The organism is Stenotrophomonas humi (assembly GCF_001431415.1).
In the GTDB taxonomy this organism is placed as follows: domain Bacteria; phylum Pseudomonadota; class Gammaproteobacteria; order Xanthomonadales; family Xanthomonadaceae; genus Stenotrophomonas; species Stenotrophomonas humi.
The window spans coordinates 173,375-190,055 of record NZ_LDJI01000004.1 but is presented as its reverse complement, the minus strand read 5'-3'; the positions used below and the strand labels follow the sequence as shown (position 1 = coordinate 190,055).

13 protein-coding genes are annotated in these 16,681 nt (G+C 64.1%); 7 read left to right on the top strand and 6 right to left on the bottom strand.

Annotated elements, in window-relative coordinates; translation table 11 throughout:
- Positions 1–5: 5 nt before the first annotated feature.
- Entirely contained in the window at positions 6–1,148 is a 1,143-nt protein-coding gene (locus ABB26_RS02225; protein ID WP_057631940.1) for an efflux RND transporter periplasmic adaptor subunit, read from the bottom strand.
- A gap of 126 nt (positions 1,149–1,274) precedes the next feature.
- On the opposite strand from ABB26_RS02225, the gene ABB26_RS02220 reads away from it, so the two are divergent.
- Both ABB26_RS02220 and ABB26_RS02215 read left to right on the top strand, forming a co-directional pair.
- Entirely contained in the window at positions 1,275–2,021 is a 747-nt protein-coding gene (locus tag ABB26_RS02220) for a response regulator (RefSeq protein WP_057631939.1), read from the top strand.
- A complete protein-coding gene (locus tag ABB26_RS02215) occupies positions 2,021–3,091 on the top strand; it encodes an ATP-binding protein (RefSeq protein WP_057631938.1) in 1,071 nt (356 codons plus the stop codon). Before ABB26_RS02220 ends, ABB26_RS02215 begins: the two co-directional genes overlap by 1 nt.
- Before the next feature lie 73 nt (positions 3,092–3,164).
- Here the strand turns inward: ABB26_RS02215 and ABB26_RS02210 are convergent, their stop codons facing one another.
- On the bottom strand, positions 3,165–4,553 hold the full coding sequence (locus tag ABB26_RS02210) for an FAD-binding oxidoreductase (RefSeq protein ID WP_057631937.1): 1,389 nt from the start codon (positions 4,551–4,553) through the stop codon (positions 3,165–3,167).
- Positions 4,554–4,759: 206 nt separating this feature from the next.
- Between ABB26_RS02210 and serA the strand changes: the two genes are divergently transcribed.
- Entirely contained in the window at positions 4,760–6,001 is a 1,242-nt protein-coding gene (serA, locus tag ABB26_RS02205) for a phosphoglycerate dehydrogenase (RefSeq protein ID WP_057631936.1), read from the top strand.
- A gap of 78 nt (positions 6,002–6,079) precedes the next feature.
- On the opposite strand, the gene ABB26_RS02200 is transcribed toward serA, so the two are convergent.
- On the bottom strand, positions 6,080–6,532 hold the full coding sequence (locus ABB26_RS02200; RefSeq protein ID WP_245626112.1) for a Cif family virulence factor: 453 nt from the start codon (positions 6,530–6,532) through the stop codon (positions 6,080–6,082).
- 105 nt (positions 6,533–6,637) lie between these two features.
- Here ABB26_RS02200 and ABB26_RS02195 point away from each other — a divergent pair, with 105 nt between their 5' ends.
- Positions 6,638–8,320, top strand: coding sequence for a long-chain fatty acid--CoA ligase (locus ABB26_RS02195; protein ID WP_057631934.1), 1,683 nt, complete (start codon positions 6,638–6,640; stop codon positions 8,318–8,320).
- A 262-nt stretch (positions 8,321–8,582) separates the two neighbouring features.
- Here the strand turns inward: ABB26_RS02195 and lysS are convergent, their stop codons facing one another.
- Both lysS and prfB read right to left on the bottom strand, forming a co-directional pair.
- A complete protein-coding gene (lysS, locus tag ABB26_RS02190; protein WP_057631933.1) occupies positions 8,583–10,103 on the bottom strand; it encodes a lysine--tRNA ligase in 1,521 nt (506 codons plus the stop codon).
- A 100-nt stretch (positions 10,104–10,203) separates the two neighbouring features.
- Positions 10,204–11,329 (bottom strand): peptide chain release factor 2 gene (prfB, locus tag ABB26_RS02185; protein WP_152982508.1). Its coding sequence is split into 2 segments (ribosomal slippage): positions 10,204–11,253 and positions 11,255–11,329, totalling 1,125 coding nucleotides; the frame shifts between segments, so codons are not numbered across the junction.
- A 172-nt stretch (positions 11,330–11,501) separates the two neighbouring features.
- Here prfB and ABB26_RS02180 point away from each other — a divergent pair.
- Together ABB26_RS02180 and ABB26_RS02175 are read left to right on the top strand one after the other, a co-directional pair.
- A complete protein-coding gene (locus ABB26_RS02180; RefSeq protein WP_152982507.1) occupies positions 11,502–12,671 on the top strand; it encodes a pre-peptidase C-terminal domain-containing protein in 1,170 nt (389 codons plus the stop codon).
- Positions 12,672–12,804: 133 nt separating this feature from the next.
- Positions 12,805–14,151: a PPC domain-containing protein gene (locus ABB26_RS02175; RefSeq protein ID WP_083490635.1), complete on the top strand. Its 1,347-nt coding sequence runs from the start codon at positions 12,805–12,807 to the stop codon at positions 14,149–14,151.
- A 155-nt stretch (positions 14,152–14,306) separates the two neighbouring features.
- Here ABB26_RS02175 and ABB26_RS02165 read toward each other — a convergent pair whose 3' ends face one another.
- Entirely contained in the window at positions 14,307–15,212 is a 906-nt protein-coding gene (locus ABB26_RS02165) for a LytTR family DNA-binding domain-containing protein (RefSeq protein WP_057631930.1), read from the bottom strand.
- Between the two features lie 160 nt (positions 15,213–15,372).
- Between ABB26_RS02165 and ABB26_RS02160 the strand changes: the two genes are divergently transcribed.
- Entirely contained in the window at positions 15,373–16,575 is a 1,203-nt protein-coding gene (locus tag ABB26_RS02160; RefSeq protein WP_083490634.1) for an acyltransferase family protein, read from the top strand.
- Positions 16,576–16,681: the final 106 nt, after the last annotated feature.

Genomic DNA, 16,681 nt, shown 5'->3' with positions numbered 1-16,681 from the left:
GGAAATTACTTGCCAGCGCTGCCTGAAACAGCGATTGCCGCGGGTTGCTGCCAGCCCTGTGTCTGCACGACTGCGCCCTCCTGCAGACGCTCCTGGCCTTCCACCACCAGCCGGTCGCCGGTGTTCAAACCGGCACTGACCAACCACTGCCTGTTGACGCTGCCATCGAGCTGCAGCGTGCGGATCACCGCCTTGCCGTCATCACCCACCACCCAGCCATACGCCTGCCCACCGGCACTGCGCATCACCGCCTGCTGCGGAACCATGACCGCACGGATCGGCGCACCGCGTGGCACCACGGCACGTACGAACATGCCCGGCAGCAGGCGTCGCTGCGGGTTGTCGACCAGCACGCGGAGAATCACATCGCCGGTCCGCTGGTCCACGTTGATCCCGGAGAACAACAACTGTCCCCGCTGTTCATGCGGTTTGCCGCCCGGACCCAGGATGGTGACGGCCATCGCCTGTCCATCGGCAGCACTGCGCTGCAATGCATCCAGCTGCGAAGCGGGTTGACGCACGTCCACATAGACCTGGTCAATCTGCTGCACCACCGCCATCGGCGCATCATCGGCCGCGCCCACCAACGCTCCTTCGCTGACCAGCGCCTGGTCGATACGACCTGAAATCGGTGCGCTCACGGTGGCATGCCGCAGGTCGAGCTGGCGCCGGGCCAGAATCGCGCGCGCTTCGGCCACGGCCGCCCGTGCCTGCCCATACTCGGCATCCGCATCATCGCGATGCTGGCGACTCACCACCTGCGCGTCAGCCAATGCGCGCAGGCGCTGATACTGGACCCGGCCATGGGCCTGTGCTGCCTCGCTGCGCTGGAGCGCCGCCGCTGCCGACTCGACCTCCGCACGGAACGCCGCAGGATCAATCTGGAACAAGGCCTGCCCGGCCACCACTTCAGCACCCTGCTCGAAGTGGCGCTTGAGTACGATGCCACCGACCTGGGCACGGATCTGCGCGGTACGCAGTGCAGTGACGCGGCCCTGCAACTCATCATCCCGCTGCACCACCTGCGTACCCACGGTGACGATGCTGACCTTGGGTATTGCCGCTGGCGCCGGCTCGGGTTCGGAACAGGCCGTCATGGCCAACACCAGGGCCACGATCAGCGTGGCCGGTTTCCAGAAGGTTCTCATTGCTGTACTTGAGCCGTAGACCGGCATGGTTCGTGAAGCGCGCAGTCTGCGCGCCGTTGATGGGGTTTCGATGGAGGAAGTGTGGAGATACGATGGAGGCAAGCACCTTCCGGCACTCTGCCCTGCATGCCCGCATTTGACTCTGCCGCCACTGCGGCTCCCTGGGATCGCACCCACGACGCGCTCGTCCTGATCGTCGAGGACGAAGCCGAAATCACCGACATCATCGCTGCCTACCTGGAACGCGAGCAGCTGCGTACCCTGCGTGCGCTCGACGGCCCTACCGCGCTGGAGCTGCACCGCAGCGCTCGCCCGGACCTGGTACTGCTGGACGTGCAACTGCCCGGCCTGGATGGATGGAGCGTGCTCCGTCAACTGCGGCAACGCGGCGACACACCGATCATCATGCTCACGGCCCTGGACCAGGACCTGGACAAGCTCACCGCGTTGCGCATGGGGGCCGACGACTACGTGGTTAAACCGTTCAACCCTGCCGAGGTCGCCGCACGGGTACGTGCGGTGTTGCGGCGCACGCTGCGGGCGCCGCGCCAGGATGCACCTTCGGCATTGCGGGTCGGGCCATTGATGATCGACACACTGGCGCACACCGTGCACGTCGAGGGAGAAGGCTACAGCCACGAACTGCTGCTCACCCTCACCGAGTTCAAGCTGCTGCACCGCATGGCGCTCGCGCCGCTGCGCATCTTCAGCCGCAGTGAGTTGATGCACGAATGCCTGCCCGAAAGCGAGGCGATGGAGCGCACCGTCGACAGCCACGTCAGCAAGCTGCGGCGCAAGCTCGACGAGGTCGGGCTGGGCAACGTCCCGGCCAGCGTGCGTGGTGTCGGCTACCGGCTGATGGCAGACCGCTGATGCGTCGTACCGGTCTCAGTCGTCACATCATCGTCTCGATGTCGATGATGGTCCTCAGCGTCATCGTGATGATGATCCTGTCTTCCTACCTGCTCTATGCCATCCTGATGGAGTTCTACCCGGCCAGCACCACGCTGGAACCGGAGGGCTGGATGCCCACCGGCCCGGAGCTGGCCTGGATGCTGGGGGTGACGCTGCTCGGATTGACCCTGGCCATCGCAGCCTCGATCCGCCTTGCCCATCGGATCCTGTCGCCATTGAGTTCGCTGCTGGACAGCATCCGCGCGCTGGCCGATGGCGATCTGGGCGTACGTGCCAGCGTCAGCGACGACTCGCCCGACGAAGTCGCGCTGCTGGCTGAAGACTTCAACGCCATGGCCGCACGGCTGCAGCATATGGAGACCGAACGCAGCATGTGGCATGCGGCCATTGCCCATGAGCTGCGCACGCCCATGACCATTCTGCGTGGGCGTCTGCAAGGCCTGGCCGAAGGCGTGTTCCAACCGGACGAAGCACAGTTCCACAGCCTCCTGTCCCAGGTGGAGGGGCTATCACGCCTGATTGAAGACCTGCGCGTACTGAGTTTGGCCGACAACAGCCGCCTGGAAGTGCATCGCGCCCGCAACGATGTCGTGCAGGAAGTCCATTCGGTGATGACCCTGGTGGACCCGGGCTTCCGCAGCGCCGGGTTCGTGCTGGAAATGGAAACCAGCCGCGAGGAACACCCGGCCTACTGTGATCCCACACGTCTGCGCCAGGCGCTGCTTGCGCTGCTGGAGAACGCACGGCGTTACGCAAGCCCTGGTCGTGTGCGCATTGCCATCCACGATGCTGCCGAGCATGTGCAGGTGGTGATCGAAGACGAAGGCCCCGGCATCGAGCCGTCCCTGCAGGCGCACATCTTCAACCCGTTCATGCGCGGTGACAGCTCACGCTCGCGCCAGGGCGGTGGCAGCGGCCTGGGCCTCGCCGTCGTCAAGGCCATTGTGGACGCGCATGGCGGCACCATCGGCTGCATGCCGAGCAGCATCGGCGGAACCCGTTTCGTTATCGAGCTGCCGCGGCAGTAGGCCGGCCCGATAGAGTGCCCTCCATTCCACACAGGCCGGAAGATCATTCCGGTCTGCGCGATGTGGCCTCAGTTCAGAGGTCGAACAGCTTGCCCGGGTTCATCAATCCATTCGGATCAAAGACACGCTTGACCCCGCGCATCAGCGCGATCTCGGCCGCACCACGCGTGCTGTCCAGGTAGGCCTTCTTGACCAGGCCGATGCCGTGTTCCGCCGAGATGCTGCCGTGGAAACGATGCAACACCTGCGCCAGCAGCTTGGTGACCTGTTCGCACTGCGTCAGGAACTCCGCATCGGACGTGTCGTCCGGTTTGAGCACATTGATGTGCAGGTTGCCGTCACCGATGTGGCCAAACCAGACCACCTCGAAGTGCGGATAGGCACCATTGATCAGTGCCTGCGACTCGGCCAGGAACGCCGGCATCGCCGAGATCCTGACCGACACGTCGTTCTTGTATGGCTTGTACCGTGCCACCGATTCGGTGATGCCTTCGCGCAGGCGCCACAGCTGCTGCGCCTGCGCCTCGCTGGTGCTGATCACGCCATCCAGTACCCAGCCCTGTTCCATGCAGTACTCGAACGCCGCCATCGCCGCGGCTTCTCCGGCTTCATCTGCCGAGGCGTATTCGGTGACCACGTAGTACGGGTGGATTTCCTCGAACGGGTACTGGGCACCGTGCGCGGTGACGTGATGGACGGCGCGGTCGGTGAAAAACTCGAATGCCTCCAGCTGCAGCTTCTCGCGGAACGCCGAGAACACCTGCATCAATACTTCGAATGACGGCAGCGCCAGCAGCATCACGTTGCTGGTCGGCGGCGGATCGGTCAGCTTCAGCGTTGCCTCGACCACGATGCCCAGGGTGCCTTCCGAGCCGATCATCAGCTGGCGGAAGTCGTAACCGCTGGAGTTCTTGATCAGCCCCTTGTTGAGCTCAAGCAGTTCGCCATTGCCGGCCACCACCTTCAGCCCGGCGATCCATTCACGGGTATTGCCATAACGGATAACGCGAATCCCGCCGGCATTGGTGGCGATGTTGCCGCCGATGGAGCAGGAGCCGCGTGCGGCAAAGTCCACCGGGTAGATCAAACCGTGTTCGCGCGCAGCGTTGTGCACGGCCTCCAGCGGCATGCCGGCCTGCACCGTCAGTGTGCGGTCAACCGCATCGAAGCCCAGTGCCTTGTTCATGCGCTCCAGGCTGAGCACCAGCTCGCCATTGGCCGCCACCGCACCACCGGACAAACCGGTGCGACCGCCCGAAGGCACCACCGCCACCGATTCCACGTTCGCCCAGCGCACCACCGCCTGCACTTCCTCGACCGTGGCGGGCAAGGCGATGGCCAGCGGCGCCGGCGTCCAGCGCCGGGTCCAGTCGCGACCGTAATGCTCAAGGTCGGACGGATCGGTCTTCAAACGCAGGCTGGGGCAGGCTTGCTGCAGGGAGTGCAGGCGCGGGTCGGTCATGGCGAGTGTTTCTGGGGCATGAAAGCCAACAAGCGTGCCAGTCACACCGCATGCCGTCCAGCTGCCAGAGCCTCGGTCGGCAGGCCGGCAACTGAGTTCAGATGAAACCTTTTCCCATCAATGCCTTGCTGCGTTGCGCAGCGCACCAAAGTGCCCGATGTTCTGGCATAGTGACCGGCCCACCCATCTGTGCCGTCGATCCCGACATGTCGCCCAAGAAGACCTCGTTTCCGAAGCAGGACATCCGCGTTTTGTTGCTCGAAGGGGTCAGCCAGACCGCCGTGGACACCTTCCGCGCTGCCGGTTACTCGCAGATCGAGCTGTACAGCAAGTCGTTGCCGGACGAAGAACTGAAGGCACGCATCGCCGAAGCCCACATTGTCGGCATCCGCTCACGCACCCAGCTCAGCGCCGACGTGCTGGTCCATGCAAAGCGCCTGATCGCAGTGGGCTGCTTCTGCATCGGCACCAACCAGGTGGACCTGGAAGCGGCCGAGCTGGCCGGCATCCCGGTATTCAACGCGCCCTATTCCAACACCCGTTCGGTGGCCGAGCTGGTCGTGGCCGAGGCGATCCTGTTGACCCGCGGCGTGCCGCAGAAGAACGCCGAATGCCACCGCGGCGGCTGGTCCAAGTCGGCGTCGGGCAGCCACGAGGTACGTGGCAAGACCCTGGGCATCATCGGCTACGGCCATATCGGCACGCAGGTCGGCGTGCTCGCCGAAGCCTTCGGCATGAAGGTGATCTTCCACGACATCGAAACCAAGCTGTCGCTGGGCAACGCGCAGCCGGCCATCAGCCTGGATGACCTGCTGCAGCGCTCGGACGTCGTCACCCTGCATGTGCCGGAAACCCCGTCCACGCAGTGGATGATCGGCGCCGACCAGCTGGCACGCATGAAGCCCGGCGCACATCTGATCAACGCCGCCCGTGGCACCGTGGTCGATATCGATGCCTTGGACGCGGCATTGCGTTCGGGTCATATCGGCGGTGCGGCGGTCGACGTGTTCCCGGTCGAGCCCAAGGGCAATGGCGACAAGTTCGAGTCGCCCCTGACCGCGCACGACAACGTCATCCTGACCCCGCACGTTGGCGGCTCCACGCTGGAAGCGCAGGACAACATCGGCATCGAAGTCGCCGCCAAGCTGGTGCGCTACAGCGACAACGGTTCGACCCTGTCGGCAGTCAACTTCCCCGAAGTCACCCTGCCCGAACACGCGCAGAGCACCCGCCTGCTGCACATCCACAGCAACGTGCCGGGCGTGCTGTCGAAGATCAACGAGATCTTCTCCCGCCACAACCTCAACATCGACGGTCAGTTCCTGCGCACCGATCCCAAGGTCGGCTACGTGGTCATCGACATCGCCGCTACCGAAGAGCAGGCCGGCGCCATCCGCGACGAGTTGGCCGCCATTCCGGGCACACTGCGCACCCGCGTCCTGTACTGATCATCGCAACATCCAACGGCGCGGATCGCACGGGAGCAGCAAGCCCGATGTGGCCCGCGCCGTTGTTGCATTGGAGGGTCAGTCGGCGCCTACCGGCTTCCACGATGCACTGTACAGCCGCCACTGGCCATCTTCTTCGCGCCAGCCGCTGACAAGCTCCTGCATGTCGCCGCGCTCCGGCACAAAGCGCCCGCTGCCGCCGGCCAGCAGGACACTGAAGCGCACCGTTGCGGTGGTCGCATCACCCGCCCCCATCTCCACCGACAACGGGCCGGTCTGCACCGTGACATTCGGGCTGAGCAGCAGCTGCCCCTTGAGCAGCCGCTCCAGCCCCTCGCGGTCCAGCCCGCCATTGCCGACGAAATCCTCCGCCACCGATTCCATGAAGTCCTTCGGCCGGCCCTTCTCCACCGCCTCCTGCATTGCAGCAACGGTCAACCGCAGACGTTGCTCCGGCGGCTCCCGCCCGCAGGCGGCCATGGAAAGCACAATCACCGCACAAAGCATGCAGTTGATGACTGTTCGGATCATCTAATCCCTTCGCCTTTTCAATTCGGAACGGTATGCTGCGGCAATGACCCGGCATCTGAACGCCGGCATCACCAACTAGATCACATCCATTTCCTGGAGGGGAAGATGAATCAGGAACGTCCCTGGCTGCAGAGCTACCCGGCTGGCGTGCCGGCTGAAATCGACGTCAACGAGTTCCGTTCCGTCGCGGCCGTGTTCGACACGTCCGTAGCCAAGTTCCGTGATCGTCCCGCCTACTCGAACTTCGGCAAGGTGCTCACCTACGGTGAGGCCGATGTGCTGGTCACCCAGTTCGCCGCCTACCTGCTGGGCGAGCTGCAGCTCAAGAAGGGCGACCGTGTTGCGGTGATGATGCCCAACTGCCTGCAGTACCCGATCGCGATTTTCGGCATCCTGCGCGCCGGCCTGACGGTGGTCAACGTCAATCCGCTCTACACCGCCCGTGAACTCAAGCACCAGCTGGTCGATGCCGATGTCGCCGTCCTGGTGGTCGTCGACAACTTCGGCGAGACCGTGCAGCAGGTGATTGCCGACACGCCGGTCAAGCAGGTCATCACCACCGGTCTGGGCGACATGCTCGGCTTCCCGAAGGGCCCCATCGTCAACTTCGTGCTGAAGTACGTGAAGAAGATGGTGCCGGACTATCGCCTGCCCAGCGCGACCCGCTTCAAGGAAGCGTTGAACATCGGCAAGCGTCACACCCTGCCGGTGGTGGAAATCGACCACGACGACATCGCCTTCCTGCAGTACACCGGTGGCACCACCGGCGTGGCCAAGGGCGCGATGCTCACCCATCGCAACCTGATCGCCAACATGCAGCAGGCCTCGGCTTGGATTGGTGCATCGGGCGTGAAGGCCGGCGAGGAAGTGATCATCACCGCGCTGCCGCTGTATCACATCTTCGCGTTGACGGCGAACGGTCTGGTCTTCATGAAGCTCGGCGGTTTGAACTACCTGATCACCAATCCGCGCGACATGAAGGGCTTCGTCAAGGAGCTGAAGAACAACCGCTTCACCGCCATCACCGGCGTCAACACGCTGTTCAATGGCCTGCTCAATACCGACGGCTTTGCCGACGTGGATTTCTCCTCGCTCAAGTTCGCACTGGGCGGCGGCATGGCGGTGCAGCGCGCCGTGGCCGAGAAGTGGAAGAAGGTCACCGGCGTCACCCTGGTGGAAGCCTACGGCCTGACCGAAACCTCGCCGGCAGCCTGCATCAATCCGCTCGATCTGAAGGATTACAACGGCGCCATCGGCCTACCGATCCCCTCCACCGATGCCTGTGTCAAGAACGACGATGGGCAGATGGTGCCGATGGGCGAAGTCGGCGAACTGTGCATCCGCGGCCCGCAGGTGATGAAGGGCTACTGGCATCGCCAGGATGAAACCGACAAGGTGCTCGATGCCGAAGGCTGGCTGCATACCGGCGACATGGCGCGCATGGATGAGCAGGGCTTCTTCTATATCGTCGACCGCAAGAAGGACATGATTCTGGTATCCGGCTTCAACGTCTACCCGAACGAAATCGAAGACGTGCTGGCGATGATGCCCGGCATCCTGGAAGTGGCGGCCGTTGGCGCACCGAACGAAAAGTCCGGCGAAGTGGTGAAGGTGGTCATCGTCAAGAAGGACCCGAACCTGACCGAAGAACAGGTCAAGGAATTCGCCCGTGCCAACCTGACCGGCTACAAGCACCCGCGCATCGTCGAGTTCCGCAAGGAACTGCCGAAGACCAACGTCGGCAAGATTCTTCGCCGCGAGCTGCGCGACAGCAAGCCGGAAGCCTGATCAGGCATTGGACTCGCTGATTGAATGATAGAAGCCCTCCCCTCACCAGGAGGGCTTTTTTTTGGGGAGCAGGTTCTGCGGTCGGCGTGGGTGGTTGCTGCTCCTGACCGTTACAGCACGCCCCCATGTCGTCATTCCCGCGAAGGAGGGAGTGACGATCTGTCGGAGCAAAAGGAAAGCGCCCAGGAAAGCCGCCAGACGAAATCCAACAAAAAAGCCTCCGTGGAAACACGGAGGCTTTCTGCATGACATTGCACCGAAATCAGTTTTCCGGACGCATGTACGGGAACAGCAACACGTCACGGATCGAAGCGCGGCCGGTCAACATCATCACCAGGCGATCGATACCGATGCCCAGACCACCGGTCGGCGCCAGGCCGTATTCCAAGGCGCGGATGTAGTCGGCGTCATAGTGCATGGCCTCGTCGTCACCGCCTTCCTTCGCCGTTACCTGTGCCTGGAAACGCGCAGCCTGGTCTTCCGGATCGTTGAGCTCGGAGAAGCCGTTGGCCAGTTCCTTGCCGTTGACGAACAACTCGAAGCGGTCGGTATAACCCGGCTCGCTGTCGCTGGCGCGGGCCAGCGGCGACACTTCCACCGGGTGATCGGTGATGAAGGTCGGCTGGATCAGGGTGTGTTCGACCGTGGCCTCGAAAATCTCCAGCAGCAGCTTGCCCCAGCCGTAGGACGGCTTGACGCGGATCTTCAGGCGCTCGCAATGACGCAGCAACGCATCACGGTCGGTACAGTCGGCCACGGAGATTTCCGGGTTGTGATGACGCACCGCCTCGTCCATGCGCCAGCGACGGAACGCCGGGCCCAGGTTGATCTGCACGCCGTCCCACTCCACCGTGGTGGTTCCCAGCACCTGCTGGGCGACATCGCGGATCACGCCCTCGGTCAGGTCCATCACTTCGTTGTACGTGGCGTAGGCCTCGTATAGCTCCATCATGGTGAATTCCGGATTGTGCCGGGTACTGACGCCTTCGTTGCGGAAATTTCGGTTGATTTCGTACACCCGCTCCAGCCCGCCCACGACCAGACGCTTGAGATACAACTCCGGCGCCACGCGCAGGTAGAGATCCAGGTCCAGCGCATTGTGGTGGGTGGTGAACGGCTTGGCTGTGGCGCCACCGGGGATGTAATGCATCATCGGCGTTTCGACTTCCAGGAAGTCGCGGTTGTCCAGCCACGCACGCATGGCGCGGATGATCTTGGATCGCTTGATGAACACCTCGCGCGACTCGGGCGTCACGATCAGGTCCACGTAACGCTGACGGTAACGTTGCTCGACGTCGGCCAGACCATGCCACTTGTCCGGCAGCGGACGCAGTGACTTGACCAGCAGGCGGATGGAGTCGGCACGCACCGACAGCTCGCCGGTCTTGGTGCGGGTCAGCCCGCCTTCGACGGCAATGATGTCGCCCACGTCCCAGCCCTTGAAGGCGGCGTAGACATCGCCCAGCGCGGTGGCCTGCAGGAACAACTGGATGCGCCCGGATTCGTCCTGGATGGTGGCGAAGCTCGCCTTGCCCATCACCCGCTTGGCCATCAGACGGCCGGCCATCTTCACCTTGCGACCGGTGGCCTCCAGGGCTTCGGCGGTCCAGGCGTCGGCATCGGCGAACTCGTCCTGCAACTTGCCGGCGAAGTCTTCGCGACGGAAATCATTCGGGTAGGCGATGCCCTGCCCGCGCAGCGCCGTGAGTTTCGCGCGGCGCTCGGCGATGAGGCTGTTCTCGTCGACGGGGGGCTGCGGCGTTACCGGGGTCTGTTCGTTCATGGCATTGGGTTTCGATTGGGGGAGAAAAACAAAGTGCGGCAGCTCAAACGCCTCGCCGCACCGTACAACAAAGGGGTGGCCCTTGCCGGGCCACCCGGGATCACGCGTCGCTGCGCTTGGCGCCCGCTTCCAGGCCGGACTTCAGGCTGGCCTCGATGAATTCATCCAGGTCGCCGTCCAGCACCTTCTGGGTGTCGGTGCGCTCGACGCCGGTGCGCAGATCCTTGATACGGCTCTGGTCGAGCACGTAATTGCGGATCTGGCTGCCCCAGCCGATGTCGGACTTGGTGGCTTCCAGCGCGTCACGCTCGGTGTTGCGCTTCTGCACTTCCAGCTCATAGAGCTTGGCGGCCAGCATCTTCATCGCGGTATCGCGGTTCTGGTGCTGGCTGCGGCCGGTCTGGCAGGCAACCACGGTGTTGGTCGGGATGTGCGTGATACGCACCGCCGACTCGGTCTTGTTGACGTGCTGACCACCGGCACCGGACGAGCGGTACACGTCGGTGCGCAGGTCGGCCGGGTTGATGTCGATTTCGATGTTGTCATCGACTTCCGGGGACACGAACACCGAGGTGAAGCTGGTGTGGCGACGGTTGTCCGAATCGAACGGCGACTTGCGCACCAGACGGTGCACGCCGATCTCGGTCTTCAGCCAGCCGTAGGCGAACTCGCCCTCGACCCGGAACGTGGCCGACTTGATGCCGGCAACGTCGCCACCGGACACTTCCATCAGCTCGGTCTTCCAGCCGCGCGATTCGCACCAGCGCAGGTACATGCGCAGCATGATCTCGGCCCAATCCTGGGCTTCGGTACCACCGGCACCGGCCTGGATGTCGACGAACGCGTTGCAGCTGTCCATTTCGCCCGAGAACATGCGCTGGAATTCCAGCTTCTCGATATGCGCCTGGTGCTTGTCCAGGTCGGCGATCACCGACAGGGCGGTGTCCTCGTCCTGCTCGCTCTCGGCCAGTTCCAGCAGCTCGGTGGCGTCGTCCATGCCGTCCAGCACGGCGGCAATGCCGCTGACGGTCTTGTCCAGCATCGAACGTTCCCGGCCCAGTGACTGGGCGTACTCGGGCTTGTTCCAGATGTCGGGGTTTTCCAGTTCGCGGGTTACTTCTTCAAGACGCTCTTTCTTGGCGTCGTAGTCAAAGATACCCCCGGAGCGAAAGGACGCGATCGGTGAGATCGGCGATTCGCTGGCGGATGGGGTTGAGTTCGATCATGGTTGGTCTATCAAAAATGAGGCAGACAAGAGGGTAATTCTAACATCCGCTGACGGCCTGGACCGAGGCCCCGGGCATTCTCACTGAATAGACGCCGGTTACCGTTAGAATCGCGACCGGACCCGCCCATGCGGGGAACGGAAACCCCCTCACCAATCGAAGGACGTCCTGCTTGAATACTCGCCCCGCCCGCCTGTTTGCTGCTGTCTCGATGACACTTGCGCTTGCTGCCTGCCAGAAACTGGGGGGCGTCGCCGGCGGCGACAATTCCCCGAAACTGGCCGTCGGTGACACCGTATCCGGTGAAATCACCTCTTCCAGCAGCCTCAACTACAACGACGGTAGCCGCCACCAGGGTTACAAGATGACCTTGAAGAACGGCGAAGCCGTGTCGCTCGAACTGGGCGGTGCGCTCAGCGGCCAGCTGGCCGTGTTCGACGGCCAGAGCATGCTGGCCAATGCAAGCTCCGGCAGTTCCGGCGAAGGCGACTCCAGCGGCAGCTCGGTCAGCCTCGCCTTCCGTGCCCCGAAGGACGGCACCTACCTGGTCGCAGTGAACAGCGCCGGTGCACAGAGCTTTGGCCCGTTCAAGCTCAAGACCGCCCAGGTGGTGCCGTATGACGGCAAGCCGCTGGGCGCCGACAGCCAGGCCATCGACTGGCTGGTCGGTGACAAGCAGGAATACAAGCTCAAGGTGGACAAGCCGGGCCTGTACTCCATCACCCTGGAATCCAGTGCGTTCGATGCCTTCCTGAAGCTGACCGGCCGCAACGTGGAAGTGGAGGACGACGACAACGGCGGCCAGCTCAACGCCCGCATCCGCACCTTCCTGGAACCCGGCGAGTACACCATCGGCGCCTCGTCGGTGAACAGCAACACCGGCTCGTTCAAGCTCAGCGTCGCACTCACCCCGACCCCCAATGGACTAGTCACCCGCGACGGCACCGCCCTGACCATCGGCCAGCCGGCACAGTCGATGATGGATTCGCGCGGTCGCCGCACCTTCGTGCTCAACGTGGACAGCCCGCGCCAGGTGCAGTTCGACGCCATCGCCGATGGTTTCGACTCGGTGCTCAAGATCACCGGCCCCGGCGTGGACGCCGAGGACGATGACGGTGGCAACGGCACCAACGCCCAGCTGATCCTGGACCTGCGCCCGGGCCGCTACATCGTCGCGGTCACCAGCCTCGGCAGCCAGCAGGGCGTGTTCGAGCTGGAAACCACCGACCTGGGCTCCGACGTTACCGCCCCGAACAGCAACCGCAAGGACGCCGCCGCCGATGCTGCAGCGGAAGCCACCGCAACGGCCGATGCCGCTGCCGAAGCTCCGGTCATCCACTAAGGTTGCCTGATGCGCTCCGGCCGGTCCCCCGACCGCCGGAGCCTGTACCCAAGCAGTGCCAACTCCTGCCGCCGGCAACGGCGACAGGGTTGCCTGCACAACACCCCCGTTCCATCCACTAAGGAAGATCGAAGTGAAGCGATTTGCAGCAGGACTGCTGTCCCTGGCCATCGCCGCCGCCGTGAACGTCCCCGCTCACGCCGCCCCGGCTGCCCGCCCCCTGGCTCTCAACGCCGACGTTTCCGGTGAAATCACCTCCGCCACCCCGGTCAACTATGCCGACGGCACCCGCAGCCAGCTGTTCACGCTGCAGCTGGCCGCCGGCCAGGCGGTTTCGCTGAAGCTGGAAGGCGCCCTCAACGGCACGCTGGCGGTGTTCCACCGTGACGCGCTGGTAGGCCGCTCCGAAGCCAGTGAAAAGGGCGACAGCACGCTGAGCGTGCGCGCCGACAAGGCTGGTTCGTACATGGTGGCTGTCAGCGGCGCAGATGCCCGCGCCTTTGGCCCGTTCCAGCTGTCGGTCGAACCGATCGTCGCCTATGACGGCAAGCCGCTCGCCGCAGGCCAGCGCATCACCGATTGGCTGCGCGGTGGCGACAAGAGCTACACCCTGCAGGTCAGCAAGCCGGGCCTGTACACCATCGACATGGAGTCCAGCGAGTTCGATTCGCGCCTGGAACTGAGCGGCAACGGCGTCAACATGGAAGACGACGACGGCGGCAACCAGTTGAACGCGCGCCTGAAGGCTCCGCTGCAGCCGGGCACCTACACCCTCAAGGCTGCCGGCTTCAGCGATGCCGCTGGCGCCTTCTACCTGAGCGTGGAACAGGCCGATCTGCCGGAAGGCCTGGTGTTTGAAGACGGCACCGCGCTGCCGGTGGACGGCTCGGTCAACGGCTTCGTTGCAGCCGACGCGACCCGCAGCTTCGTGCTCACCCTGCCCGAGCGCCGCCGCGTGCAGTTCGATGCCAGCAGCAACGACATCGACACCCTGCTGACCATGCAGGGCGGCGACATCACCCTGAGCGACGACGATGGCGCCGGCAACGGCACCAACTCGCGCCTGACCCAGGTGCTGGAAGCCGGCGAGTACAACATCTCGGTGCGTTCGGTGAACGGCCGCGGTGGTGTGTTCCAGCTGGCTACCGTGACCTCGCCGGCCGGCGCAAGCGCGGCCCGCCCGGAACTGAAGATCGGCCGCGAAGTCCAGGGCCAGCTGCGCCCGGGCAATCGCGACCTGTACACGCTGGAGATCCCGCGCAAGGGTACCTACGTGATCAGCATGGTCGGCAGCGGCGGCCTGGATGGCATGGTCACGCTGATGCGCGACGGTGAGGAAGTCGCCAAGCAGGATGACAGCGACAGCAGCCTGGACCCGTCGCTGGAAGTGGAACTGGACGCCGGCCGCTACGTGCTGCTGGCACACAGCTTCGACTCCAATGCCACCGGCGGCTACCGCCTGCTGGCACGCCGCAAGTAAGCAGCTCGCGGTAACCGGGGGCCGGCACCTCGCCGGCTCCCTCCCGTGCAGGCATCCCCCTGCACGGCAGTGCCGGGGAACCTTCGGCAGACGCTTTTCCGGGTAGCCGCCAGCGGCACATGGCCCCGCGCTGCGACGCAGCCTCACACTCAGATTCAGCCAGGCAACGCCGCGCGCTGCCCATCGCTCAACTGCTGCCGCACCTGTGGCAGGTAGCGGCGACTACACGGCACCTGCTGGCCATCGGCCATCTGCAACCGCGCCTCGCCCCCGTCCAATGGCTCGATCGAGACCAGATGGGCGATGTGGATGATCCAACTACGGTGCACGCGTACAAAGCTGGCCGGGTCCAGTTTCGTCTCCAGTGCCGCCATGGTGATGCGCAGGGGATAGTCATGCCCACGCACATGCAGGTTCACATAGTTGCCGGATGCCTGCGCCCATTCGATGTCCTGCGTGGCGACCAGGAAGTCACGCCCCAGTTTGCGCACCAGCAACCGCTCCGGTCTCTCGACCGGCTCCAGCGGTGGCCCTTCATCGGGTGCAGCCAGCAACTGCACTTCGCCGCGCAAGCGTCGCAACAGAAAGCGGTAGCCGTGAATGAGCGCGACGATGAAAGCGTAGGTGCGTGCATCCTTGAGGTACTCGTAGAGCAACTCATGCGGCAATGAGTCGATCACGTAGTGATCGCCCAGCAACCGGTAGGCAAGTGTGCGCAGCCCGAACATGGCCAGCACATGCACCAATGACACCGGCACACTCGCCAATACGTACCACGGCAGACGATGGCGCCAGTTGTCCAGATGCAGCGGCGCCCGCCGGGTGAACCAGACGACAGCGGGAACCACGATCAGCAGCCACACCAGCCCGCTGGAGAACTCCCACACCCAAGGCTCCCACGGCTGCAGTGCAGCACTGCCACCACGGCTTGCGTCCATCCAACTGGTCAATGCGTTGCCACTGCAGTTGATGCCCACAAGCAACAACCAGAACAGCACCTCGGTGCTGCGCTGCCAGGGCCTGTAGCGCTCCAGCGCATCGCATACGGGGGTTGTTTCCATGTCCGCATTCTAGGCCAGCAGCCCACACAGGCCGTGGCATTACGTCACCGCTTTGCCACCATTCGTCCCTTGAACGCCACGGCCGATCACATCCGCCTCGCCGCATCCGCTGCGATCACGCTCAATCACTGCTCCATCAAGGCAACAGTGAGACGAAGCGATGCAACGACGTCATGACCTGGACTGGCTGCGCGTGATCGCGTTCGGACTGCTGGTGATCTACCACGTGGGCATGTACTACGTGAGCTGGGGTTGGCATGTCAAAAGCCCGTATGCCGGTGAAGGCCCGGAGCCGTTCATGCTGCTCACCAGCCCCTGGCGGATGTCGCTGCTGTTCCTGATATCCGGGGTGGCGACCGCCTACCTGCTCCGCAAACTTCCCAATGGCTTCCTGCGCCAACGCTCGCGCCAGCTGTTGCTGCCGTTGCTGTTCGGCATGTTGATCATCGTGCCGCCACAGGCGTATCTGCAGGTGGTCGAGCAACTGCCCGGCGGCTATGGCGAGTCGTATCTGGCGTTCTACGCGAAGTACCTCAGCGCCTACCGTGGCTTCTGCGGCGAAGACGGTGATTGCCTGCTGCTGCCCACCTGGAACCACCTGTGGTTCCTTCCGTATCTGTGGAGTTACACCTTGCTGGCGTGGGCGCTGTGGCGGCTGCTACCGACCGCGGCGTTTGAACGCCTGCGCCACTGGGCCAGCCTCGGCCTGGGCGGCTGGCGTGCGCTGTTGGTGCCGGTGGCGATATTGGCACTGGCCCGCATGCTGCTGGTCGAGCGCTTCGAGCAGACCCACGCGCTGATCGATGACTGGTACAGCCATGCCGAGTACGCCACGGTGTTCTTCATCGGCTTTCTGGCCGCCTTCGACAGCCGTTTCTGGGAATCCCTGCAGCGCTTGCGCTGGATTGCGCTGGGCTTGGCCGCCGGCAGCTATGCGCTGATCGTCCACTTGTGGTGTTTCGCCGGTTACACCGACGCACAACCGCTGCCTGATGCATTGCGCTACAGCCTGCGGATCGTCTGGGCGCTGGACCAGTGGTGCGCCATCGCTGCCCTGCTCGGCTTTGCCTACCGCTGGCGTCACGCCGACTGCGCCGCTCTGCGCTACCTCACCGTGGCGGTATTCCCACTCTACATCCTCCACCAGACCGTGATCGTGGTACTTGCCCATTCGCTCAAGCCAGCCCGCATCGCACCGGCTGCCGAGGCGCTGTTGCTGGTCATAAGTACCTTCGCGCTGTGCCTGGGGGCGTATGAACTGATCCGCCGCAGCTCCCTGCTCCGGCCGTGGTTCGGGCTCAAGCGCGCGCCCGCCGCCGGGGACGTCACGGAAGCACCGACAGCCCTGCGCGGTGATGCCTAGCCAGCGGCATACAGACACGCCGGAATGCCTCCCTGAATGCCTTCCGCCGGCACCGGCGCACCCGCTTTCGGGTGAACAACTCCACCACATGCGCCCTGCTATCTTC